Genomic DNA, 22975 nt, shown 5'->3' on the forward strand with positions numbered 1-22975 from the left:
CATCGGCGGTTTAAGAATATAGGACGGCGATAACAGAAGTTTATAGAGAGGAAAATGGAAGGCTAAGTCACTGAAACGATTGAAATCAATTCAATCGTTTGAAAAAATGGGATTTTTTCCGGCTCTTGAGCAAATGACCGCGGAAGCGCCCTGGCTCCCGCGGTCTATCCACATGTAAAACCTGTCAAATCAGGCTCGACGACTATCTGGCGGCGTTGAGCACAGCGACGCCGGGAAGCTCCTTGCCTTCCATCCATTCGAGGAAAGCGCCGCCGGCTGTGGAGACATAGGTGAAATCGTCGGCAACGCCGGCATGGTTGAGCGCCGAAACGGTGTCGCCGCCGCCGGCAACGGAGGTGAGCTTGCCGGCTGCAGTGCGTTCGGCGGCGTATTTCGCGGCAGCGACGGTGGCGGCATCGAAGGGTTCGATCTCGAAGGCGCCGAGCGGACCGTTCCAGACGAGCGTCGAAGCGCGCTCGATCCAGGCGTTGATGGCTTCGACCGATTTCGTCCCGACATCGAGCACCATGGCATCGGCCGGGATGGCGTTGATATCGACCGTCTCGTTGGCCGCACCCGCCTTGAACTCGCGGGCAATGACGCCGTCTTCCGGCAGGATGATGGCGCAGCCTGATGTCGCGGCCTCGATCATGATCTGCTTGGCCGTTTCGGCGAGATCATGCTCGCAGAGCGACTTGCCGACATTGGTGCCGCGGGCGGCGATGAAGGTATTTGCCATGCCGCCGCCGATGACGAGCGCATCGACCTTCTTCACGAGGTTCATCAGGAGATCGATCTTGGTCGAGACCTTGGCGCCGCCGACGATCGCGACAACCGGGCGGGCGGGAGCGCCGAGGCCCTTTTCCAGCGCTTCCAACTCGGCCTGCATGGTGCGGCCGGCATAGGCCGGCAGGTGGTGGGCAAGGCCTTCCGTCGAGGCATGGGCGCGATGGGCGGCGGAGAAGGCGTCATTGACATAGATATCTCCGTTGGCGGCAAGCGCCTTGGTGAAATCGGGATCGTTCTTTTCCTCGCCCTTGTGGAAGCGGGTGTTTTCCAGAAGCAGGATATCGCCGTCATTCATCGCCGCGACGGCGGCAGCGGCGGCCTCGCCGATACTATCGGAGGCCGTCAGCACCGCATGATCGAGCACTTCCTCGACGGAAGGGGCGATCAGCGACAGCGACAGATCCGGCGAGGGGCCATCCTTCGGCCGGCCGAAATGGGCCAGCAGGATGACCTTGGCCCCCTTGCCTGATAGTTCGAGGATCGTCGGCGCCACACGCTCGATGCGCGTCGTATCGGTGACCTTGCCGTCCTTGACCGGGACGTTGAGGTCGACGCGGACGAGAACGCGCTTGCCGCGGATGTCGTTGAGATCGTCGAGGGTCTTGAAAGAAGGCATGGGCAGATCCAGTCTTGGTTGGCGGAAGTTGCGCCGACCATAGCAAGGATCATTCGAGACGCAAGGCGTTCAGCGGCCGTTTTCGCGTGTGGCTTCGTCGCGTCCGGCCGATGTTTTCGGGGCGGCTTCGGAGGCCTTGGTTTCGCGGCTCCGGCGTCCTTTCAGCCGGTCGCGGACGCGCTGGATGATGTCCTTGAGGTTGATGAAGATCGGCAGCGTAATCGCCGGTTCGACCGCTTCGAGCGACATGCCGACGGAGGTGATGTGATCATGCTCATCGAGATCGCGGACGATGAGGATGATCGAGCCGAGCCGAACGCGGTCGGCATAATCGGCCTTGCCGCCAAGGCGCTGCCGCATCAGTTCGGCGATCGTCAGGCCCTTTTCGGATTCGTTCAGCAGGCCCGGGCCATAGGCGGCATCGAGATCGGCGGCCGGGCGGGCGGGGGAGAGCGCGAAGGCACCGAAGAACTCGGCATCGTCTTCATCCACCGGCGCACGGCTGGCAAAGAGCCGGTCGAGCAGGCGGGAATAACTCGGCACGATGAAGAGATAGACGAGATCGTGCTCCCGCAGCCGCCCGGCATATTGATAGCGCATCGACTTGCCGTCGCGGATGACGAGCGAGGGTGTTGCCCAGCGCGGAATGCGCTCGCCACGCAGCACCGGGCTATCCTTGATGACGCGGTAGGAAAGCAGTTCGTGGTTGGCGGCCCCCGGCAGATCGACCTCGACCTTGTCGACGGCGCCGATACGCGGCGGAATGATCAGGCCGAGCTTCTTGGCGACGGGCTTGATCGTCCAGCCCTGGACGAGCAGGGAGACGAGCACGATGATGAAGGCGGTGTTGAAATAGATCTGGCCGTTTTCCAGCTTGCCGAGGATCGGCATGATCGCCAGCAGGATGGAGACGGCGCCGCGCAGACCGACCCAGGCGACGAAACCGATTTCCTGCTGCGTATAATCGAAGGGAAGCAGCGACAGCCAGACCGCCAGCGGCCGGGCGACGAAGATCAGGAAGAGGGCAAGCAGGATTGCCGGGACGATGATGGCGGGAAATTGCGACGGTGTGGCGAGCAGGCCGAGCACCAGGAACATGATGATCTGGGCGAGCCACGTCATGCCGTCCTGGAAGCGCTTGATGGTGCCGATCGCCTGCATCTTGCGATTTCCGGCATAGATGCCGGCGACATAGACGGCGAGGAAACCGCTGCCGCCGACAGCGCCGGTGAAGGAGAAGACGAGAAGGGCAAGTGCCAGCACGAAGATCGGCGTCAGGCCGCGATCGGTATCGAGCTTGCTGACGATCAGCACGATCATCATGCCGCCGAGCAGGCCGAGAATGACGCCGAGGCCCATCTGCTGCACGAACATGGCCAGCATGCCGATATTGATGCCGGCATAGCGTTCTCCGCTCGCCAGCACTTCGACAAGAGCGATGGTGAGGAAGATCGCCATCGGATCGTTGGTACCGGATTCGACTTCCAGCGTCGAGCGCACCTTGTCGCGGATGTTGATGCCGCCGATGCGCAGCAGGAAGAAGACGGCGGCGGCATCAGTCGATGCGACGATCGAACCGAGCAGCAGGCCTTCCAGCCAGGTGAAGTTCAAAAGCCACGTGGCGGCGAAGGCAAAGAGCGAGGCAGTGATCAGCACGCCGACCGAAGACATGGCCAGAGAGGGCACGGCCGCCAGCCGGAAGGCCTGCATCGGCGTGCCGAAGCCGGAATCGAACAGGATGACGGCCAGCGCGATGGAGCCGAGAATATAGGCAAGGTAATTGTTGCTGAACTCGATGCCGAGGCCGTCGACGCCGGCAGCAAGGCCGATCATCAGGAAAAGCAGCAGCAGGGGGGCGCCGAAGCGAAAGGCGAGCAGGCTTGAAAAAGCGGCAAGAAGCACGAGCGCCGTCGAGACCAGCACCACGATATAGAACGCTTCCATGCCCACCCCTTTCCGACGACTGCTTCGCGAATTTAGCCACCCCGGGCCGATCCGCTTTAATTCCAAACTCTCCCTCGCGCGCGGCGGCCCAACAGTAAACGGCAAAACGCCGGAGAAGGGTAGGCCTTGCGGCTTAACCTCGTCGCGATGCTGCATCATGCTGCTGAACGGCTGCTGCCGGACGGCCAGCCGAATTGGAATGCTACGGGAGAAATTCTCTATAAAGAATGTATAGGAAAATCAGGCGAGAGCAGGGCAAAAGAGAAAGGCACGAATTTTTCCTGCCGGTCTCTGCAAACGGCAACAGGATCGGACACGCTCCTGCTTCACGCCGAGCCCTACAGTGGCTTTCGGAAGAACACGACGCGCTGTGTCTCCTCAAATCCTAAAGCGGTATGGAGCGCGTGGCTTGCCGAATTCTCAAGTGGCGCGTCGGAGCCAAACTCAACACACCCAAGCGACTTCCCCCAATCGGCAACGGCATTGCAAAGCAACCCTGCGATACCCTTTCGTCTGTCAACGGGCCTGACATAAATCCCTTCGAGGAATAGAACGGGCGAGCTGCTGCAGCCATTCACGTAATCATGCCGCAAAGTGGCCTCAGCAAAGCCGACAGCTTCATTCGCAGCATTTCGAGCGATGAACGCGACGGCTTCTCCACTTTCCGAAAGAACCGCCCGGCGCAACTCGGCTCGATGATCCTCAAGCGAGTGATGCGGCCATAGCGCAGCACGAAGCTGCGCCCATGGCTCGACATCTTTTATAGTCCCAATCTCTATAATCGATTCCATATAGCGGTTGCCGTCTTGTCGTGGCGCGGATGCGGAGAGCGGGAAATGAACGACGAGATATTCCGATATCGGGTAGGAAAATGCAGGCCGCCCGGCAAGGGCAACCGGCTGCCGTTTCGTGCCAGAAGCGGCCGACCGTTGCTCTGCTATCCCAACACTGCCTGAAGTATGAGGACGGCGAGAAACGAGAGGCCGATGAACGCGGCAATCGAGATGACCAGGCGATTGGCCTTTGCCAGCACGGCAGGTCGGACATCCCGCTTGGGGTGAAATCGCTGCCGCCGCTTGAGGGTGGTCTGGGACAAGCGTTTTTGTGCCTCTGCCATTTATCACCTCCACTTGGATCATTTCAGCCAGTGTGCAGCGCTGCGTATTTCCTCAATCTATCACGCCTGGGCAGTGGATTGCCAATTCTCGAAGCAACGGGGAAATGGTACCGCCATCCTGGCCCGCGAGCGGTAACGCCGCATCGAAGCCGTCGCTTCGATGCGGCTTTCGAAACCGGAAAAACGCGGATCGCCGTTCAGCCTTCAGTGTCCTCGCCCTCGTCGGTCAGATCTTCGACCGGGACCAGGAAAACCACGAACTCGTCGTCGATGGTCCGTTCGGGATCGTCGTCGAATTCATAGGCGTGCTCGACTTCGCTGGCTTCCTCAGCCGTCGCCTTGCGCAGGCTGAGCGTCGCCTTGCGGTCCCAAAGCGGCTTGCCTTCGGACTCGAGAATGGTCAGGTCGTCGCGAAAATCTTCCGCCTCGAAGAAATGCGTCGCTTCCTCATGGTTTTTCGAGCGAAAGCTGGCGACGGCGCGGCCGGCGATTTCAACGGTAAAGTAATCCATCCGTCCCTCTTTATCTCCTCCGGATGGCGATGCGGCTCCGGGGGTCATCAACGATGCCATGATTGGCTTCAGGCGCCTATAACAAAACGGCCCGGTTTCCCGGGCCGTCCATGATTTCAGTGATCCAGCGCTCAGATGAACTTGGCGAAGGCCACAGCCGTGTCGGACATGCGGCTGGAGAAGCCCCACTCGTTGTCGTACCAGGACAGGACGCGCACGAAGTTGCCTTCCATGACCTTCGTCTGATCGGTTGCGAAGATCGAGGAGTGGCTGTCGTGGTTGAAGTCGCGCGAGACGAGCGGCTCGTCGGTGTAGCCGAGGACGCCCTTCAGCTTGCCGTTGGCAGCAGCCTTGATGGCTTCGTTGATTTCGCCGACAGTGGTAGCCTTCTTGGCGACGAACTTGAAGTCGACGACCGAGACGTTCGGCGTGGGAACGCGGATCGAGGTGCCGTCGAGCTTGCCCTTCAGGTGCGGCAGAACGAGGCCGACGGCCTTGGCTGCGCCCGTCGAGGTCGGGATCATCGAAAGGGCGGCGGCGCGGGCGCGATACAGGTCCTTATGCATCGTGTCGAGCGTCGGCTGATCGCCGGTGTAGGAGTGAATCGTCGTCATGAAGCCGTGGTCGATGCCGACGGCGTCGTCGAGAACCTTCACGACCGGCACCAGGCAGTTGGTGGTGCAGGAGGCGTTGGAGATGACCATGTGCTCCTTGGTGAGCTGGTCATGGTTGACGCCGAAAACGACCGTCAGGTCAGCGCCGTCGGCGGGAGCCGAGACGATGACGCGCTTGGCGCCGGCGGTCAGGTGGGCGGCGGCCTTGTCGCGGGCGGTGAAGATGCCCGTGCATTCCATGGCGATGTCGACGCCGAGCTCGCGGTGCGGAAGCGTTGCCGGATCCTTGATCGCCGTGACCTTGATCGGCTTGCCGCCGCCGACGATGATCGTGTCGCCTTCGACCTTCACGTCGGCCGGGAACTTGCCGTGGATCGAGTCGTAACGCAGCAGATGGGCGTTGGTCTCGACCGGGCCGAGGTCGTTGATGGCGACGACTTCGATGTCGGTGCGACCGGATTCGACGATAGCGCGCAGGACGTTGCGGCCGATGCGACCGAAACCGTTAATGGCAACCTTGACTGTCATGTTCATTCACTCCCGATAGAATAGGGCCCGATAGGCCGGGCCTGGAATTGAGGAGATGGAGAGCGCCTCAAGGCGCTCTCATTAAAGCTTTGCTTCCGCGGCTGCAACGACGGCGTCTGCGGTGATGCCGAAATGCTTGTAAACGTCCTTCACCGGACCGGAAGCGCCGAAGCCCTTCATGCCGATGAAAGTGCCTTCCGGCCCGATGAAGGCATCCCAGCCTTCGCGAACGGCGGCTTCGACGGCGATCTTGACCGGCGAATTGCCGAGGATTTCCTTGCGATAGGCGTCCGGCTGCTCGAAGAACAGTTCCGTGCAGGGAACCGATACGACGCGGACGGTCACGCCCTTGGCTTCAAGAGCTGCGCGGGCGGCGACGGCGATTTCAACTTCCGAGCCGGAAGCGAAGATCGTCACCTTGGCGTCGGCATTGCCGGCAAGCGTATAGGCGCCCTGTTCGCAGAGGTTCTTTTCGCTGTATTCGGTGCGGGACGCACTCAGGTTCTGGCGCGTCAGAGCAAGGCCGGAAGGACGGTTGTGCGTCTTGACGGCGATCTGCCAGCATTCGGCCGTTTCCGTGGCGTCGGCCGGACGGAAGACCAGCAGGTTCGGAATGGCGCGCAGGCCGGCGAGCTGTTCGACCGGCTGGTGCGTCGGGCCGTCTTCGCCGACGCCGATCGAGTCATGCGTCAGCACGTGGATGACGCGGATGCCCATCAGCGCAGCAAGGCGGATCGGCGGGCGGCAATAATCCGAGAAGATCAGGAAGCCGCCGCTGTAGGGGATGAGGCCGCCGTGCAACGCGATGCCGTTCATGGCCGAGGCCATGCCATGTTCGCGGATGCCCCAATGCATGTAACGGCCGGCGAAATCCGTCGGCGTGATCGAGTGCATCTGGCTGGTCTTGGTGTTGTTCGACGGCGTCAGGTCGGCGGAGCCGCCGAGCGTTTCCGGCAGGAAGCCGTTGATCACCTCGAGCGCGTCCTCCGAAGCCTTGCGGGTAGCGACAGTCGGCTTGGTCTCGGCGAGCTTCTTCTTGTAGGCGCTGATCGCGGCATCGAAACCTTCCGGCAGCTCGCCCGCCATTCGGCGGCTGAATTCGGCTCTCGCGGGAGCCTTGGCAAGGCCGTCTTCCCATGCCTTGACGAGATCGACGGAGCGGGCTCCGGCTGCACGCCAGCTGTCCAAGACATCGGACGGGATGACGAAGGCTTCGGATTCCCAGTTCAGCGCCTTGCGGGTGGCTGCAATTTCCTCGGCGCCGAGCGGGTTGCCGTGGACCTTGTGGGTGCCCTGCTTGTTCGGGGCGCCGAAGCCGATGATCGTCTTGCAGGCGATGAAGGTCGGGCGGTCGGACTTGTGGGCCGCTTCGATCGCGGCGGCAATGGCAGCCTGATCGTGACCGTCGATCTCGATCGTGTTCCAATGAACGGCCTTGAAACGGGCGATCTGATCGGTCGAATCCGAGAGAGACACGGCGCCGTCGATGGTGATCGAGTTGTTGTCCCAGAACAGGATCAGCTTGTTCAGCTTCAGGTGGCCGGCGAGCGCGATGGCTTCATGGCTGATGCCCTCCATCAGGCAGCCGTCGCCGCAGATGGCATAGGTATAGTGATCCTGAAGATCGGAGCCGAACTCCTCACGCAGCTTGCGTTCGGCGATCGCCATGCCGACGGAATTGGCAATGCCCTGGCCGAGCGGACCGGTCGTCGTTTCGATGCCGGTGGCGTGACCGTATTCCGGATGGCCGGCGGTCTTCGAACCGAGCTGACGGAACTGCTTCAGGTCTTCGACCGTCATGTCGGGATAGCCGGTCAGATAGAGCAGCGAATAGAGCAGCATCGAGCCGTGGCCGGCCGACAGCACGAAGCGATCGCGGTTCGGCCAGTGCGGCTTCTTCGGATCGAACTTCAGATATTTGGTGAACAGGACCGTCGCCACGTCAGCCATGCCCATCGGCATGCCCGGGTGACCGGAGTTCGCCTTTTCGACGGCGTCCATGGCGAGAAAACGGATCGCATTCGCCATCCGGTCATGTTGTTCGGGAGAGGTCATGGCTTTTCCGCAAGTTCCGGGTGTCGGGGGGATGGCCTCGAGCCTCCAAGACCATCGAGTGAAAGCGGCAGACACATAGCAGTTGGGGCTGGCAAGTCAATAAATGGGACGCCAAATCCAGGCGGCGCATGGCGATTTTTGACATTTGATCGCGCGATTGTACAAAAGACAAAATTTGGGTGGCGAGGTTATCTAAAACGTTCATCCACAAGATTGGCCGGTGGGCAAGTGACAGGATTTATTGACGGGCCATCGGCGAGCTGCATATCCTTTTTTGAAATCGCAGGATCGGCGCGGCGTGCCGATTCGCGGATCCTGCGCGGGAATCGGGAAAGCATGATGCCCACAGGCAAAACCATGGAAGCAGCGCTCAGCGAATTGAGACAGGCGATTTCGAGCCTCGAAAACGCCGTCGACATGCGCATCGAGCGCCAGCGCGAGCAAGGCGAGATCGAGGGCGAGGTGCGGCGCGTGCACGCCGATCGCTCTCGGCTGGCGCAGGAGCTCGACCAGGCCGAATTCCGCGCCAACCGGCTGGAAGAGGTCAATCGCGAGGTGTCACGGCGGCTGGTAACGGCCATGGAAACGATCCGCGCGGTTCTGGATCGCTGATAAGAGAGAACTTGGCATGGCGCAGGTGACGGTAACGATCGACGGCAAGGCCTATCGCATGGCCTGCGAGGAAGGGCAGGAGGATCACCTGACCGATCTCGCCACCCGCTTCGACCACTATGTCGGCCATCTCAAGGGGCAGTTCGGGGAAATCGGCGATCTCAGGATCACGGTCATGGCCGGTATCATGATCATGGACGAGATTGCCGAGTTGACGCGTCGCGTCGCCGGGCTGGAATCCGAACTGGAGTCTTTGCGCGGTAATCGCGACACGGTGCTTGCGGCCACCGCCCGCACCGAAGAAAATCTGGCGGCGGCGCTCAGTGAGGTTTCGAGCCGCATCCGCGGCATCACCGACAAGCTGAACGGCCGGCCCGCCCCCGAACTCAATTGATCTCAATTAAATAAGAACGACCTGCCGCCACCACTGGCGCGCCAGCGCAAACGTCCTTATATATCGCGATGCGGTCTGCGCCTCTCGACAGGAACCACAATCCCTGGGGCCATACTCGATCCAAAGGGAGCTGTCCCTGGCCAGGCCCGTGGGCCTGGACACACGGTGCCCACCTACGTTTGTAGGCACCCAGGATCGTAAACATCCATCGGCTGTCGTGGATCGCACCTTCCTTGATATATGGTGACGCTTCGCAGCGAAAAGGCCATGCGGAGAGAATGCCGCGCTTTCGCGTGTCCGCTTCCAGCTATCCCACGGGATAAGGCCCTTCGGCAAAGACCTCGTTGTGGTAGCCCTTCGCGCCAACCTCCAGCGCCAAGGGGCTGCGCCATTCCCTGTTGCCGCGCAGGCAATCGAGCACGAAACGGAAATCATATCGCGGCTGCCAGCTAAGTTCCCGCCTTGCGCGTGCGTTGACATAGACACGGTCGAGCTTCGGAAACATTTTCCAGCCGCGTGATGCATAGAGGGCGCCTGCACCCGGAAACAGCCGTTCGACCACATAAGGCGCTTCGTGCCTGATCGCGGCAAGATCGCTTGGCGAAAACGGCGTGGTGGCGGAGACGATGTAGCGGCCGAAGCCGATTGCCGGCGCCTTATCGAGTGCCAGCAGATGGGCTGCGACCACATCGGCGATATCGACGCGGCGATGAAGAAGCTCGTTGGCCTGCGCATTCTCCGCCGAATAGCTGCCGCGGATGTCGGGATCGTTGTCGTTTTCGGGAAAGAAACGCGATGTCCTGAGAATGACGACCGGCAGGCCGGACCTGCGGGCGAAGAGTTCGCAGAGGCCTTCGGCGGCGAGTTTCGTCACGCCGTAGATGTTTTTCGCAACCGGCAGCATGTCCTCGGTAACCCAGGCCGCCGGTTGGCCGGCGGCCTGTGTCAAGGCTGCGCCGAAGGTGCTGGTGGTGCTGGTGAAGACGAAGCTTGCAACGTTTGCGGCGACCGCTTCTTCGATGAGGTTCAATGTGCCGCCGACATTGGTGTCGAGGAAATCGCGATTGCCGTGGGTCGCCACATGCGGCTTATGCAGCGTTGCGGCATGAATGACGTGGCTGATGTCCGACATCACCTGCCTGATGAAATCGCGATCGCTGATCGAGCCGACCATGTCGGTGAAAGCCGAGGGATTGATATCGATGCCGCGCGCCCGCCGGCGTTTCGCTCTCAGCGTGCGCATCAGCGCCTCGCCGAGATGGCCGGCACTTCCCGTCACCAATATCGTCATCGCACCGCTTCCTCAGTGTTTCGACGGCGAAGGCTATAAAGACCGGTAGTCCCGGACAACGCATAAATTATGCATGGGGATGCAGGAAAGCTGCAGGATCCGCGATGGTCGATTGGGCGGCGGGCGATCTGATCGTGAGATTATTCCGGCTCGCCTTCGAGGTCGCTTCTCAACCGGTCGAGGATCGACAGGGCGTGGCCGGCATAAGCGCTGATCCAGCGGTCGTAGATGTGTTTGATCGGCAAGCTGTTCAGGTGGTTCCAGCGCTCGCGGCCCTCCTTCCTGGCGATGACCAGATCGGCTTCCTCCAGCACTTTCAGGTGCTGCATCACCGTACAGCGGTCCATCTGCGGAAACATCTCGCAAAGCGTCCCAGTGGTTCGCGGGCCATCCTTGAGCAGGTCGAGGATTTCGCGGCGGCGATGATGCGCCAGCGCCTTGAAAACAGGGTCGTCTTTTGATTCGCTTGACATGTTATGTTTTTATAACATAATGGGGCCAATCACAATGAAAAACAGATGCAATGGAGAAGAGGAGAAGTACCATGTCTCTCGGAATCCGTGTTTCCGGCCGCATCGGCCGTCCCGTCGCAGAGGTCTTCGACGCCGTCGTCAACCCGAAGAAGCTCAGCAGTTATTTCACCACGATCGGCGGGGCGAGCGCGCCGCTTGTCCAGGGTACGACGGTAACCTGGTGGAAGGATGCGGCGGTCGAGGTGGTCGAGCTCGTGCCTGAAAGCCGTATCGTGCTGCGCTGGGATGGCGGGACTGCCGAAGATAAGACGACCTACAAGACGATGGTGGAGATGAACTTCAAGCCGCTGGACGATGGCGGCACGCTGGTGACCATCGCCGAGACCGGCTGGCGCGAGGACGACGCCGGCCGCCGCGGCACCTATCTCAACTGCGAGGGCTGGACGCAGATGCTTTGCAGCATGAAGGCCTTCGTCGAATACGGCATCAATCTGCGCGAGGGCATGTTCCTCAGCGAAATGAAGGGTGAGCCGGCCAGCGCGCCCGATATCTGACGCGTGCATCGGTCCCGGCGGGCGGCGGCTCAATCGTCGCATTCGCCGATACGGACGAGACTTCGCTTGCCTGTCACACTGCCGGTGCTAGTTTCCGGATTCGATACTTCATCTCGATTTCCAGGAGATTCATTATGCAGCTTGGCATGATTGGTTTGGGCCGCATGGGCAATTACATGGTCCAGCGGTTGATGCGAGGCGGTCACGAATGCGTCGTTTACGACGCCAGGCCGGAAAGCGTTGCCGAACTCGCGGGCCTCGGTGCGACCGGCAGTGCTTCGCTCGAGGAATTCGTCTCGAAGCTTGCCCATCCCAGAGCCATCTGGCTGATGCTGCCGGCGGCGATTGTCGACAAGGTGCTGGCCAGCCTGGTGCCGCTGTTGCAGAACGGCGATATCGTCATCGACGGCGGCAACTCCTATTACCACGACGATATCCGCCGCGGCGCCGAACTCATCACCAAGGGCATCCATTATGTCGACGTCGGCACCAGCGGCGGTGTGTTCGGCCTGGAGCGCGGTTATTGCCTGATGATCGGCGGCGAGAAGGGCACCGTTCAGCACCTGTCGCCGATTTTCGCGACATTGGCGCCCGGCGCCGGCACGACGGAAGCTTCGCCGAACCGCACCGCCGAGGCGGCTGCGGCCAGCACCGCCGAACAAGGCTACCTGCATTGCGGCCCGCACGGCGCCGGCCATTTCGTCAAGATGGTGCATAATGGCATCGAATATGGCCTGATGGCTGCCTATGCCGAAGGCCTCAACATCCTGAAACACGCCAATATCGGTGCTGCCGCGCATGTGGCCGACGCGGAAACCGCGCCGCTCGCCCATCCCGAACATTTTCAATACGACTTCAATTTGCAGGATGTCTCGGAAGTCTGGCGCCGCGGCAGCGTCATCACTTCCTGGCTGCTCGATCTCACGGCCGATGCGCTGCATGCCGATCCGGCACTGTCGAAATATGCCGGCCGTGTCTCCGACAGCGGCGAAGGCCGCTGGACGATCATGGCGGCGATCGATGAAAGCGTGCCGACGCCGGTGCTCAGTGCTGCGCTCTACGGTCGCTTCTCCTCGCGCGACAACGACGAATTCGCCAACAAGGTGCTGTCGGCGATGCGCGCGGGCTTCGGCGGCCATGTGGAAAAGCCGGCCCCGAAATCCTGAAGGCCGGGGGCTTTCGGCGCCGTTCGGATATGGAGGCGCCTCAGCCTTTCCTAGCCATCGGTATGATGTTCCTACCGCTTGCTGATGGCAGCGGTGGCGAGTATCCATGCCGAAAGGGAAATGTCGGGGCTGCTTCGTCCAAGCGGCCGACACTTCATTGGAGGGCGGTCATGAAGTGTGACGGGGCAGGGCGCTTGAAGGCCGCCATATTTGGCCTACTGACATTCATTGCGCTTCTTGGGGTGATTTCGCCAAGCTTTGCCCAGACGTCGTCGGCGCAGGTGCCCGCCACGGCGGCCCCGCCGGCGCAGGTGCGTGAGATGATGCAGCTCATGCAGACGCCGGAGGTCAAGCAGTGGATGTCGACGCAGATGGCCGCGACGCCTGCGGCCAACGCCACGCCTGAAAATCAGATGTCGGTCCTGTCGGGTCTGCTGCAGCATGCCCGTCGGCATGTCTCCATGGTCTCCGATGCCGCGATGATTTTACCCGCTCAGATCGGCAATGCGTCCTCGCTGTTCTTCGGTGAAATCGCCGCCACCGGCTGGCCGCGCATGATGGGGCAGTTTCTGGCGATTTTTCTGGTCGGGGGGATCGTCGAAAGTATTGCCCGCTATGCCTTCCGCCGCCGCCGTCGTCGGCTGGCCGAGGCCGGCATGCATCTGGCGCCGCGGGTCATCCCGGCGCTGATTTTCGCGGCGGCAACGGTGCTTGCGCTTCTCAGCCTCGGCTGGCCGCCTCTCAGCCAGAGCATCGCGATCGTCTGCGTCGTCGCGCTCATCGTCCAGCGCTTCACGATCTGCCTCGGCGGCGTGCTGGTCGATCTGATCGGGGCGGCGCGGACCGAAGAAGAACGACAGGGCATTACCGCTCCGCTTATGCCGGGGCGCGCCGTTGCGCTCTTCTGGTATCGCCGTTGCGCCACCTTCGTCATCTATTTCATTTTCGGCTGGGCGCTGATCCAGTCGATGGAGCCACTCGGCTATTCTCCAAGCGTCCGGCTCCTCATCGGCTATATCCTGGGGATCGGCCTGCTGTTGATTGCCATCGAAGCGGTCTGGTCGCGGCCGCACAAGGACGAGAAGCGCGGTCACGGGATCTCCTGGGCGCTCACTGTTTATTTCCTGTTGCTCTGGAGCCTGTGGGTCGCAGGTTTCAACTGGCTGCTCTGGCTCGGCATCTATGTGCTGCTGCTGCCGCGCGTGCTTGCCGTCTCGACGCTTGCGGTGAAATCGCTGCAGCAGACCGAAGCGAGCTTCCTTGCCACGCGCCGCATTGCGGCGGTGCTTCTCGATCGCGGTGTGCGGGCGCTGATCATTGCTGTTGCCGCCATCTGGCTCGGGCATATGCTCGGCGTCGGCGCCGATACGATGGCCGCCGGGGATACCATGGTCGACAAGATCGCCCGCGGCGTCATCGGTGGCATCGTCATCCTGCTTGCCGCCGATCTGCTTTGGCACGTCATCAAGGCCTATATCGACGGCAAGCTGCTCGATTCATCCGTGGATGGCGGGACAACGGACGAGGAAAAGGCCAGACGCGCACGGATACAGACGCTGCTGCCGATCTTCCGCAATATTCTGGCCGTGGTCATCGCCGTCATTGCGGTTTTGATGGTGCTCTCCGGCCTCGGGATCGAGATCGGGCCGCTGATCGCCGGCGCCGGTGTCGTCGGTGTTGCAGTCGGCTTCGGCGCGCAGACGATCGTCAAGGATGTCATCAGCGGCATGTTCTATCTCTGGGACGATGCTTTCCGTATCGGCGAATATATCGAAAGCGGCAGCCATAAGGGCGTGGTCGAGGCTTTCAGCCTGCGCTCGGTGAAGCTGAGGCATCATCGCGGGCCGCTGACGACGGTACCGTTCGGCGAACTCGGCGCGGTGAAGAACCTCAACCGCGACTGGACGATCGACAAGATCAGCCTCAACGTCAAATACGACACCGATCTCGTCAAGGCGAAGAAAGTGATCAAGCAGATCGGCCAGACGCTGCTCGAAAATCCGGAATACGGCCCGCATATCATCGAGACGCTGAAGATGAAGGGTGTCGAGCAGTTCGGCGAATTCGCGATCGAAATCCGGCTGTCGATGATGACCAAGCCCGGCGAGCAGTTCGTCATCCGCCGCAATGCGCTGGCGATGATCCGCAACGCCTTCAAGGAAAACGGCATCGAATTCGCCGTGCCGACGGTGCAGGTGGCGGGTGATCGCGACGCGGAGGTCGATGCAGCCGTCGCGCGCTATGCGGCGCACGCGCGGGCGAATGGCGAACCGGCGGCATAAACGCTTCACATTGCGCCGGCGGCTGTCACCAGCAGGCCGCCGATGATCGCTATATTGGTTTTCCAGCTATTGATCGCGCTTTCGCGGGCCGTTCCCTGCATATCCCAGAAATTCAGCAGCATGATCGTGGCGGCAAGCGTGAAGACGATGAGACCGAATGCCGCTGCCGCGACGAAGAGACCGAGTATCAGCATTGTGCCGGCGACGATCTGGAACAGGCTGCCGGAGAGCAGCACCCCTTTCGCAAAAGGGATGCCGCGGGCTTCGATCGCGTCGGTCAGCGGCACGATAACGAAAAAATGATGAATGCCGCCAGCGACATAGAGGCCGCCCAGCAACAGACGGCCGAGAACGATCATCATCAGGGCCGGGCTATCATGCATATCGAACCGTTCTCCCGCGTTTCAAATCGCCGTTCCGTTAAAGCTCGTCGCAAGCTTACGAAAATGCAATGCGCGGGAAGCTCGGCCTGCGCAAATTCGCCCCAATTGAGGGTGATGGAGGCCGAGGCGGCGGGGCTGGGGCAGCGGCGGCATGGCTTCATGGAGCTTACGTGCCTGTCATGTTACGTCTTTCCAAAATGATTCCCGCCAAGCTGGCAATTGCAGCAGGATAAGAGATGTCGGGCCACGACAATTTGAAAGAGATCGAAGACGCGGACGGATTTTCCTTTCGCGCATTGTTCAGACGTTACAGAACGCCGCTGACCGCGGCGGCGACACTCGTGGTCTTCTGCCTTGTCGGCTATGCGATCATGCAGCTCACCAACGAGGTGCGCTATGACGACGTCGTCGATGCGCTGGCGGCGACCAGACCGAGCGCGATTCTGCTCGCGTTGTTTTTCACGGCGCTAAGTTTCCTCTCGCTGATTTTCTACGATCTCAACGCCATAGACTATATCGGCAAGAAGCTGCCCTTTCCGCATGTGGCGCTGACGGCGTTCAGCGCGTATGCGGTCGGCAATACTGCCGGCTTCGGCGCACTTTCGGGCGGCGCGATCCGCTACCGCGCCTATACCCGTCTCGGGCTTTCGCCGGAGGATATCGGCCGCATCATCGCCTTCGTCACGCTGTCCTTCGGTCTCGGGCTTGCGGGGGTCGCAGCGATCGCCCTCATCGTCATCGCCGATGAGATCGGCCCGCTGATCGGGGTCAGCGCCTTCCTGCTGCGGTTGATCGCCGGTTCGATCGTCGCCATTCTGGGCGCGGTGATGATCATCGGCCGTGACGGGCGCGTACTCGATCTCGGCCCCGTGGCCATCCGCCTGCCTGATTCGCGCACCTGGTCGCGGCAGTTCCTCGTCACCGCCTTCGATATCGCCGCCTCGGCGTCAGTGCTTTACGTGCTCCTGCCGCAGACGGCGATCGGCTGGCCAGTCTTCCTCGCCGTCTATGCGATCGCCGTCGGTCTCGGCGTGCTCAGCCACGTTCCGGCCGGGCTCGGCGTGTTCGAGACGGTGATCATTGCGTCGCTCGGTAGCGCGGTGAACATCGATGCCGTGCTCGGATCGCTGGTGCTTTACCGGCTGATCTACCATGTGCTGCCGCTGCTGATCGCCGTGCTCGCGGTCTCGGCGACGGAGCTGCGCCGTTTCGTCGACCATCCGGCTGCCTCGAGCGTGCGGCGCATCGGCGGAAGGCTGATGCCGCAGCTGCTGTCTGCTCTTGCGCTGCTGCTTGGCGTCATGCTGATATTTTCGAGCGTCACGCCGACGCCGGACCAGAACCTCGAATTCCTCTCCAACTATCTGCCGCTGCCGATGGTGGAAGGGGCACATTTTCTCTCCAGCCTGCTCGGGCTCGCGCTCGTCGTCGCCGCTCGCGGTCTCGGCCAGCGGCTCGACGGCGCCTGGTGGGTGGCCGTGTTTTCGGCCGTCGCGGCGCTGACCTTGTCGCTCTTGAAGGCCATCGCGCTTGTCGAAGCTGCCTTTCTCGCCTTCCTCATCTTCGGGCTCTTCGTCAGCCGCCGGCTCTTCACCCGCCACGCCTCGCTGCTTAACCAGGCGCTGACGGCGTCCTGGCTGATGGCGATCGCCGTCATCGTCGTCGGTGCGGTCGTCATACTGCTCTTCGTCTATCGCGACGTCGAATACAGCAACCAGCTCTGGTGGCAGTTCGAATTCACCGCCGAAGCGCCGCGGGGCTTACGTGCCGTGCTCGGCATTACCATCATCTCGTCGGCGATCGCCATCTTCAGCCTGCTCCGGCCGGCAACCTTCCGACCGGAACCGGCGACGGAGGAAGCGCTGGTGCGTGCTGTCGAGATCGTCGGCAGACAGGGCAATGCCGACGCCAATCTGGTGCGCATGGGCGACAAGAGCATCATGTTCTCGGAAAAAGGTGATGCCTTCATCATGTACGGCCGGCAGGGACGCTCCTGGATCGCGCTGTTCGACCCGGTCGGCGAACATCGTGCCGTGCAGGAACTCGTCTGGCGCTTCGTCGAAGCGGCGCGTGCCGCCGGCTGCCGCGCCGTGTTCTACCAGATCTCGCCGGCGCTGCTTTCCCATTGCGCCGATGCCGGGCTTCGCGCCTTCAAACTCGGCGAACTGGCGGTGGCCGATCTCCGAACCTTCGAGATGAAGGGCGGCAAATGGGCGAACCTTCGCCAGACGGCAAGCCGGGCCCAGCGCGACGGGCTGGAATTTGCCGTCGTCGAACCGGAGCACGTGTCATCGGTCATCGATGATCTCGCCGCCGTTTCCACCGCCTGGCTCGAACATCACAACGCCAAGGAAAAAGGTTTCTCGCTCGGCGCTTTCGATCCCGACTACGTCTCCTCGCAGCCGGTCGGCATCCTGAAAAAGGACGGCAGGATCGTCGCCTTCGCCAATATCCTCGTCACGGAATCCAGGGAGGAGGGCACGATCGATCTCATGCGCTTCTCGCCGGATGCGCCGAAGGGCTCGATGGACTTTCTCTTCGTGCAGATCATGGAATATCTGCGCGGCCAGGGTTTCACCCACTTCAATCTCGGCATGGCGCCCCTCTCCGGCATGTCGAAACGCGAGGCGGCCCCCGTCTGGGACCGCATCGGCAGCACCGTTTTCGAACACGGCGAGCGCTTCTATAACTTCAAAGGCCTTCGGGCATTCAAATCCAAGTTTCATCCGCACTGGCAACCGCGCTATCTTGCGGTATCCGGAGGGGGCAATCCGATGATCGCGTTGATGGACGCGACATTTCTGATCGGGGGCGGATTGAAAGGGGTAGTGAGAAAATGATCAGGACAATCCTTCTTGCCACGGCATGCGCCTGCATGCTCGCGACTGCACCGGCTTATGCCGCCGAGGAAACCACGCAGAGCTTCGAAGCCGGGCTCATCCCGTCGCCGCACATCTTCCTGCCGGAAGGGGAGGTGAAGGGCACGGTGATGCTGATATCGGACGCCGCCGGCTGGGGCGACTTCGAGAAGGCCGAGGCCGACAGACTGGTTTCCGAGGGCGCGGTCGTCATCGGCGTCGACTTCCCCTCCTATATCCAGGCGCTCAGCCGCTACGACGTCAGCCTCAATGACGGCTGCGTCTACATGGTCTCGGATATCGAATCGCTGAGCCAGCAGGTGCAGCGTGCGACCGGCAACAGCGCCTATCATCTGCCGATCGTCGCCGGCATCGGCGAGGGCGGGGCATTGGCGCTGGCAATCGCTGCCCAGACGCCGGATGCGACGATCGGCCAGACGCTCGCCGTCGATCCGAAGGCCGGCATTCCGCTTGCCCAGGAGCTCTGCACCCCGGCTTCCAAGAAGGCCGTCGGCCAACGCATCGTGTATGGTCTCAGCGACGGCGCCCTGCCGGATCCGATCGTCACCGTCTTTTCGCCCAATGCCGACAAGGATGGCAGGGCGCATGCCGAAGCGCTGAAGAAGACCCATGCGACGATCGAGATCCGCGATTCCACTGATGATGCGCAAACGGTGTTTGCCGATACGCTCGATGATCTCGTCACCGCCTCCGGCGCCTTCGGCAATCCGCTCGGCCTGCCGCTGGCGGTGCTCGAGGCGACGCCTGCCCTCGATACGATGGCGGTGATCTATTCCGGCGACGGCGGCTGGCGCGATATCGACAAGGAGGTCGGCGGCACGCTGCAGAAGGAAGGCATTCCGGTCGTCGGCGTCGATTCGCTTCACTATTTCTGGTCGGAGCGCAAGCCGGAGGAGACCGCCGCTGATCTTTCGAAGATCATCGATTTTTACCGAAAGCAGTGGAAGGTAAAACATGTGCTGCTTGTCGGATATTCTTTCGGCGCCGATGTCGTGCCGGCCACCTATCAGTTGCTCAAGCCGACCGAAAAGTCGGCGGTGACGCAATTGTCGCTGCTGTCGCTTTCGCACCAGGTCGACTATGTCATCTCCGTTCTCGGCTGGCTCGGCCAGAAGACGGAAGGGGCTGGAGGCGATCCCGTCGCCGATCTGAAGAACATCGATCCGAAGCTGGTGCAATGCATCTACGGCAAGGACGATGATGACGATGTCGCCTGTCCGGCGGTGAAGGAGAGCGGCGCCGAGGTTGTCGAACTGCCCGGCGACCACCATTTCGACGAGAATTACGACCTTCTCACCAAGACGATCATCGACGGGTTGAAAAGGCGGCTGCAGGATTAATTCATCAGCGTTTCTTCGCTCCAGCCGAGAGTGGCGAGTTCGCTGCCGCGAAACCGCGCATCGTCGGCGACGATGAATTCGTCCAATTGCGGCGGAGCGACGCTGGTGCCGGCGAGCATTGCATGCACCTGGCCGCGATGATGGGTCTGGTGCTGGAAAAGGTGGGCGAGCACGTCGTCCATCCGCTCCTCCTGGATGCGGTCGCCGCGATGGAGGCGGACGGTCGAGGCGAGCCTTTCCGGCGTCAAGGTCTCGCAAAGCGCCGTCAGGCGCTGATCGACCTTCGCCTGGGCTTGCGCCAGGGATAAAACATCGTCGAACGGTTCGTCGACCTCGAAGGCCTGGAAGCCGAGCGTGCCGCCTTCCAGGCCATCGACATAGAACCAGTCGACCGTGATGACGTGGTTCAAGGTCTCCTTGATCGAGGGGAAGAAGCTCGTGCGCGGCGCCTCGAATTCACCGGGCTTCAATGCCGCGCAGGCCTGAAGCAGACGGTGGTTGGCAAGGGCGTTGTTATAGGCGAGTTTGCGAAATGACCTGACGGGATCGAAGGTCGGCATCGGCGCATCTCCTCTTCACACGCTGCTGGCGGCCAGTTCTTGAGATAGCGCCTCGTCCAGACGATGCGCACGTTACGCCTGACTGTATTTATTCAATACGGTGGCGATTTCCTCATCTGTAGCGAACTCGCCTCTATCGGCATCCTCGATTCCGGCCTGAACGCCGGCAATCCATTTTTCCTGCCACGCCAGAGAACGGCCATGAGCCAAAGCATCCTCGATGATCTGGCCGCGTGTCAAAGTTGAACGCTCGGCCAGCATATCGATCCGGCGGCTAAGGTCTTCTACAATCTCGACTGTGTTTTTCACGGTTCTACTCTGCCATATCCTGTAATCGCTCGCCAAACATTTCCACCGCCTCAGACTGTAATGCAGCGTGATCGGATTCCGATCTCGCGTCAGTCGTCGTCGAGATTGCCGTCGCGCCAGACGAGATGGCGGGGTGCCACAGGCAGGTTCTCGATTTCATCAGCGATGAAATAGGGCGGGATGTCGAGTGCGGTCAGGGCCTGGCGCGTCGCGAGCACCCATTTGAATTCGAGATGATTGTCGCCGTCCTCGACGCGATGGATGATCTCGTGTGGCTCGAAGGGGAATTCCGGCGGAATGTCCATCAGATAGTAGAAGCCGAGTTCATGCCAGTCGCGCTGTTCGTAATGGAAAAAGTTCTCGACGACCCAAAGCAGGCGGGAAACGCTGACTTCGACCCCCAGTTCCTCCACCATCTCCCGTTTCAGCGTCTCCTCCGAGGTTTCACCGATTTCTGCCCGGCCGCCCGGAAAGGTCCAGAAGGGCTCGTGCACGGCGCGATGAACGAGCACGTGGCCATCGCGAAAACCGAGGCCGGCGATACGATAGTTGAAACGCTCAGTGCCCGCAGTCAGACGGATGAGGGTGCGCTTGGCCATGCCATTCCTATCCGAGATCGATCACGACGATTTCCGGCGGGACGCCGAAGCGCACCGGTGCAATGGAGCAGCCGAGGCCGCCGGACACGATGATGTTGCGCCCGTCCTCGACGATATGGCCATAGGCGTAGCGATTGCCGTAACGCGAGGGGACGATCGGCGAACGGCCGAGGAAGCGGATCTGTCCGCCATGCGTGTGGCCCGACAGCGTCAGCGAGACACGCTCGGGCACGCGCGGGAAGATATCGGGCTCGTGGGCGAGCAGGATGACCGGCGCGTCGTCGGTCACCTGTGCCATCGTTCCATCGAGATCGTCGAGGCCAAGCATGCGCGTGCGGCCCCATTTCCTGCCGGGCAGCAGCGCCAGCTGATCTTCGAGGCCCGCGAGCCAGAAGCCGCGGCCGTCCTTTTCGAGCCGAACGGCGCGGTTGCCATAGACCGGGATTCCGACATCGGCGAGTGCTCGGTGGCCGAAGGTTTCCATTCCGCCATTCTTCTGCGCGGTCCTGTCTTCCCACCAATCGTGGTTGCCCATGATCGCATGGACGCCGAGCGGGGCCTGCAGGGTGGCCAGCGCCTTCGACCATTGGCTCGAATGCACATATTGCGTCACCATGTTCATGCCGGAGGCATAGTCGCCGAGCAGGACGGTCACGTCGCCTTCGAGTTCATTGGCCCGCTGGCAGATCGCGGCAATGCGGTTTGCAGACATCCAGGGTTCGCAGGCATGGATATCGGCGAGCGCGACGACACGAAGCTTCAGCCCCGGCGTCCATCCCGGCGGCGTCAGCCGGTAGCGGGCGATGCCGAGCCGCGCCAGCGGTTCATAGGCGAAGGCGTAACCGCCGAGCGCCATGACGCCTGCGAAACCACCGCCAAGAACCTTGAAAAATCTGCGGCGGGTGATCACTCAGTCGTCCTCCTGGAACAGCCGGAACTGCGCAGCCTCCATCTCCTTGGGCGGTTGCATTCCGAGATGTTTCCACGCGATTGCGGTCAGAACGCGGCCGCGCGGCGTGCGCTGAATGAAACCCTGCTGGATCATGTAGGGCTCGATAATGTCCTCGATCGCGTCGCGCGGCTCGGAAAGGCCGGCGGCGATGGTTTCAATGCCGACCGGGCCGCCGCCGAAATTGACGGCAATCATGTTGAGGTAGCGTTTGTCGAGCTGGTCGAAGCCGACATTATCGACCAGCAGGCGGGTCAGCGCCTCGTCGGCGATCTCGCGCGTCACGGCTTCGGCCTTCGCCACTTCGGCGAAGTCGCGCACGCGCCGCAGCAGCCGGCCGGCGATGCGCGGCGTGCCGCGAGCGCGCCTTGCGATCTCGCGGGCGCCCTCTTCGGTCATAGGCAGGTTCATCAGCCGCGCACCGCGGCGCACGATCAGTTCCAACTCCTCGACGGTATAGAAGCTCAGGCGCACCGGGATACCGAAGCGGTCGCGCAGTGGTGTGGTCAACAGGCCGAGACGGGTGGTGGCAGCCACCAGCGTGAATTTCGACAGGTCGATCTTCACCGAGCGGGCGGCGGGGCCTTCGCCGATGATGAGATCGAGCTGGAAATCTTCCATGGCCGGATAGAGAATTTCCTCGACGGCCGGATTGAGGCGATGGATCTCGTCGATGAAGAGCACGTCGCGCTCTTCGAGATTGGTCAGCAACGCGGCGAGATCGCCGGCCTTGGCGATCACAGGACCCGACGTCGAGCGGAAGTTGACGCCGAGTTCCTTCGCCATGATCTGCGCCAGCGTCGTCTTGCCAAGGCCGGGCGGGCCGACGAAGAGCACATGATCAAGCGCTTCGCCGCGATTCTTCGCCGCCTCGATGAACACCTTGAGATTGGCGCGCGCCTCCGCCTGGCCGGTGAACTCGTCCAGCGACTGCGGGCGCAGCGTTATATCAAGGTCTTCACCCCGCTTTTCCGGCGATATCAGGCGGGCGGGTTCACTCATGCTCTCA

The 22975-nt window shown here is 61.7% G+C and carries 22 protein-coding genes and 1 other RNA gene; 8 read left to right on the plus strand and 15 right to left on the minus strand.

Translation table 11 applies throughout. From position 1 onward, the window contains the following. Positions 1–202 precede the first annotated feature (202 nt). The 7 genes from GGD57_RS16405 to tkt all read right to left on the minus strand — a co-directional run bounded on the left by GGD57_RS16405 (position 203) and on the right by tkt (position 8175). Positions 203–1405, minus strand: coding sequence for a phosphoglycerate kinase (locus GGD57_RS16405; RefSeq protein ID WP_184471389.1), 1203 nt, complete (start codon positions 1403–1405; stop codon positions 203–205). A 69-nt stretch (positions 1406–1474) separates the two neighbouring features. After that, positions 1475–3349, minus strand: coding sequence for a potassium/proton antiporter (locus GGD57_RS16410; RefSeq protein ID WP_184471391.1), 1875 nt, complete (start codon positions 3347–3349; stop codon positions 1475–1477). Between the two features lie 338 nt (positions 3350–3687). Further along, positions 3688–4140 carry an aminoglycoside 6'-N-acetyltransferase gene (gene aac(6'), locus GGD57_RS16415; RefSeq protein WP_184471393.1) on the minus strand — a complete coding sequence of 151 codons (453 nt, stop codon included), beginning with the start codon at positions 4138–4140 and terminating at the stop codon, positions 3688–3690. A gap of 146 nt (positions 4141–4286) precedes the next feature. Then, positions 4287–4466, minus strand: coding sequence for a hypothetical protein (locus GGD57_RS16420; RefSeq protein WP_184471395.1), 180 nt, complete (start codon positions 4464–4466; stop codon positions 4287–4289). A 197-nt stretch (positions 4467–4663) separates the two neighbouring features. Further along, the gene (locus GGD57_RS16425; protein ID WP_184471397.1) at positions 4664–4978 is read right to left on the minus strand and encodes a hypothetical protein; all 315 of its coding nucleotides are present in this window, start codon (positions 4976–4978) and stop codon (positions 4664–4666) included. A gap of 131 nt (positions 4979–5109) precedes the next feature. After that, the gene (gap, locus tag GGD57_RS16430; RefSeq protein ID WP_184471399.1) at positions 5110–6120 is read right to left on the minus strand and encodes a type I glyceraldehyde-3-phosphate dehydrogenase; all 1011 of its coding nucleotides are present in this window, start codon (positions 6118–6120) and stop codon (positions 5110–5112) included. Positions 6121–6201: 81 nt separating this feature from the next. After that, positions 6202–8175 carry a transketolase gene (tkt, locus tag GGD57_RS16435; protein WP_184471400.1) on the minus strand — a complete coding sequence of 658 codons (1974 nt, stop codon included), beginning with the start codon at positions 8173–8175 and terminating at the stop codon, positions 6202–6204. A gap of 336 nt (positions 8176–8511) precedes the next feature. On the opposite strand from tkt, the gene GGD57_RS16440 reads away from it, so the two are divergent. From GGD57_RS16440 to ssrS, 3 genes are all read left to right on the plus strand, one after another. After that, positions 8512–8787: a DUF4164 domain-containing protein gene (locus tag GGD57_RS16440; protein ID WP_184471402.1), complete on the plus strand. Its 276-nt coding sequence runs from the start codon at positions 8512–8514 to the stop codon at positions 8785–8787. A gap of 16 nt (positions 8788–8803) precedes the next feature. Further along, complete coding sequence (locus GGD57_RS16445) at positions 8804–9181, plus strand: cell division protein ZapA (RefSeq protein ID WP_184471404.1); 378 nt, start codon at positions 8804–8806, stop codon at positions 9179–9181. Between the two features lie 69 nt (positions 9182–9250). Then, a non-coding RNA gene (gene ssrS, locus GGD57_RS16450) (6S RNA) lies at positions 9251–9409 on the plus strand. Positions 9410–9488: 79 nt separating this feature from the next. Here the strand turns inward: ssrS and GGD57_RS16455 are convergent. Both GGD57_RS16455 and GGD57_RS16460 read right to left on the minus strand, forming a co-directional pair. After that, a complete protein-coding gene (locus tag GGD57_RS16455; RefSeq protein WP_184471406.1) occupies positions 9489–10472 on the minus strand; it encodes an NAD-dependent epimerase/dehydratase family protein in 984 nt (327 codons plus the stop codon). 140 nt (positions 10473–10612) lie between these two features. Next, positions 10613–10945: an ArsR/SmtB family transcription factor gene (locus GGD57_RS16460; RefSeq protein ID WP_184471408.1), complete on the minus strand. Its 333-nt coding sequence runs from the start codon at positions 10943–10945 to the stop codon at positions 10613–10615. A 71-nt stretch (positions 10946–11016) separates the two neighbouring features. On the opposite strand from GGD57_RS16460, the gene GGD57_RS16465 reads away from it, so the two are divergent. The 3 genes from GGD57_RS16465 to GGD57_RS16475 all read left to right on the plus strand — a co-directional run bounded on the left by GGD57_RS16465 (position 11017) and on the right by GGD57_RS16475 (position 14947). Next, entirely contained in the window at positions 11017–11499 is a 483-nt protein-coding gene (locus tag GGD57_RS16465; RefSeq protein ID WP_184471410.1) for an SRPBCC domain-containing protein, read from the plus strand. Positions 11500–11633: 134 nt separating this feature from the next. Beyond that, positions 11634–12665 carry a phosphogluconate dehydrogenase (NAD(+)-dependent, decarboxylating) gene (gene gnd, locus GGD57_RS16470; protein WP_184471412.1) on the plus strand — a complete coding sequence of 344 codons (1032 nt, stop codon included), beginning with the start codon at positions 11634–11636 and terminating at the stop codon, positions 12663–12665. Between the two features lie 170 nt (positions 12666–12835). Beyond that, positions 12836–14947, plus strand: a complete 2112-nt coding sequence (locus GGD57_RS16475) for a mechanosensitive ion channel family protein (RefSeq protein WP_184471414.1) — start codon at positions 12836–12838, stop codon at positions 14945–14947. A 5-nt stretch (positions 14948–14952) separates the two neighbouring features. On the opposite strand, the gene GGD57_RS16480 is transcribed toward GGD57_RS16475, so the two are convergent. Beyond that, complete coding sequence (locus GGD57_RS16480; protein WP_184471416.1) at positions 14953–15330, minus strand: DoxX family protein; 378 nt, start codon at positions 15328–15330, stop codon at positions 14953–14955. Between the two features lie 236 nt (positions 15331–15566). On the opposite strand from GGD57_RS16480, the gene mprF reads away from it, so the two are divergent. Together mprF and GGD57_RS16490 are read left to right on the plus strand one after the other, a co-directional pair. After that, the gene (mprF, locus tag GGD57_RS16485) at positions 15567–18170 is read left to right on the plus strand and encodes a bifunctional lysylphosphatidylglycerol flippase/synthetase MprF (RefSeq protein ID WP_184471418.1); all 2604 of its coding nucleotides are present in this window, start codon (positions 15567–15569) and stop codon (positions 18168–18170) included. Continuing rightward, positions 18167–19549, plus strand: coding sequence for a virulence factor family protein (locus GGD57_RS16490; RefSeq protein ID WP_184471420.1), 1383 nt, complete (start codon positions 18167–18169; stop codon positions 19547–19549). The genes mprF and GGD57_RS16490 overlap by 4 nt, the downstream gene beginning before the upstream one ends. On the opposite strand, the gene GGD57_RS16495 is transcribed toward GGD57_RS16490, so the two are convergent. The 5 genes from GGD57_RS16495 to ruvB all read right to left on the minus strand — a co-directional run bounded on the left by GGD57_RS16495 (position 19546) and on the right by ruvB (position 22968). Then, positions 19546–20109 carry a DinB family protein gene (locus tag GGD57_RS16495; RefSeq protein WP_184471421.1) on the minus strand — a complete coding sequence of 188 codons (564 nt, stop codon included), beginning with the start codon at positions 20107–20109 and terminating at the stop codon, positions 19546–19548. The two genes, GGD57_RS16490 and GGD57_RS16495, sit on opposite strands and share 4 nt — an antisense overlap. Positions 20110–20181: 72 nt before the next feature. Beyond that, a complete protein-coding gene (locus tag GGD57_RS16500; protein WP_184471422.1) occupies positions 20182–20418 on the minus strand; it encodes a transcriptional regulator in 237 nt (78 codons plus the stop codon). A gap of 89 nt (positions 20419–20507) precedes the next feature. After that, positions 20508–21017 (minus strand): NUDIX hydrolase, encoded by a 510-nt coding sequence (locus GGD57_RS16505; protein WP_184471423.1) that lies wholly within the window; start codon positions 21015–21017, stop codon positions 20508–20510. Between the two features lie 7 nt (positions 21018–21024). After that, complete coding sequence (locus GGD57_RS16510) at positions 21025–21927, minus strand: metallophosphoesterase (RefSeq protein WP_184471424.1); 903 nt, start codon at positions 21925–21927, stop codon at positions 21025–21027. Beyond that, positions 21928–22968, minus strand: a complete 1041-nt coding sequence (ruvB, locus tag GGD57_RS16515) for a Holliday junction branch migration DNA helicase RuvB (RefSeq protein ID WP_184471425.1) — start codon at positions 22966–22968, stop codon at positions 21928–21930. Positions 22969–22975: the final 7 nt, after the last annotated feature.

The sequence above is a fragment of the Rhizobium esperanzae genome, assembly GCF_014197615.1.
GTDB lineage: Bacteria > Pseudomonadota > Alphaproteobacteria > Rhizobiales > Rhizobiaceae > Rhizobium > Rhizobium esperanzae_A.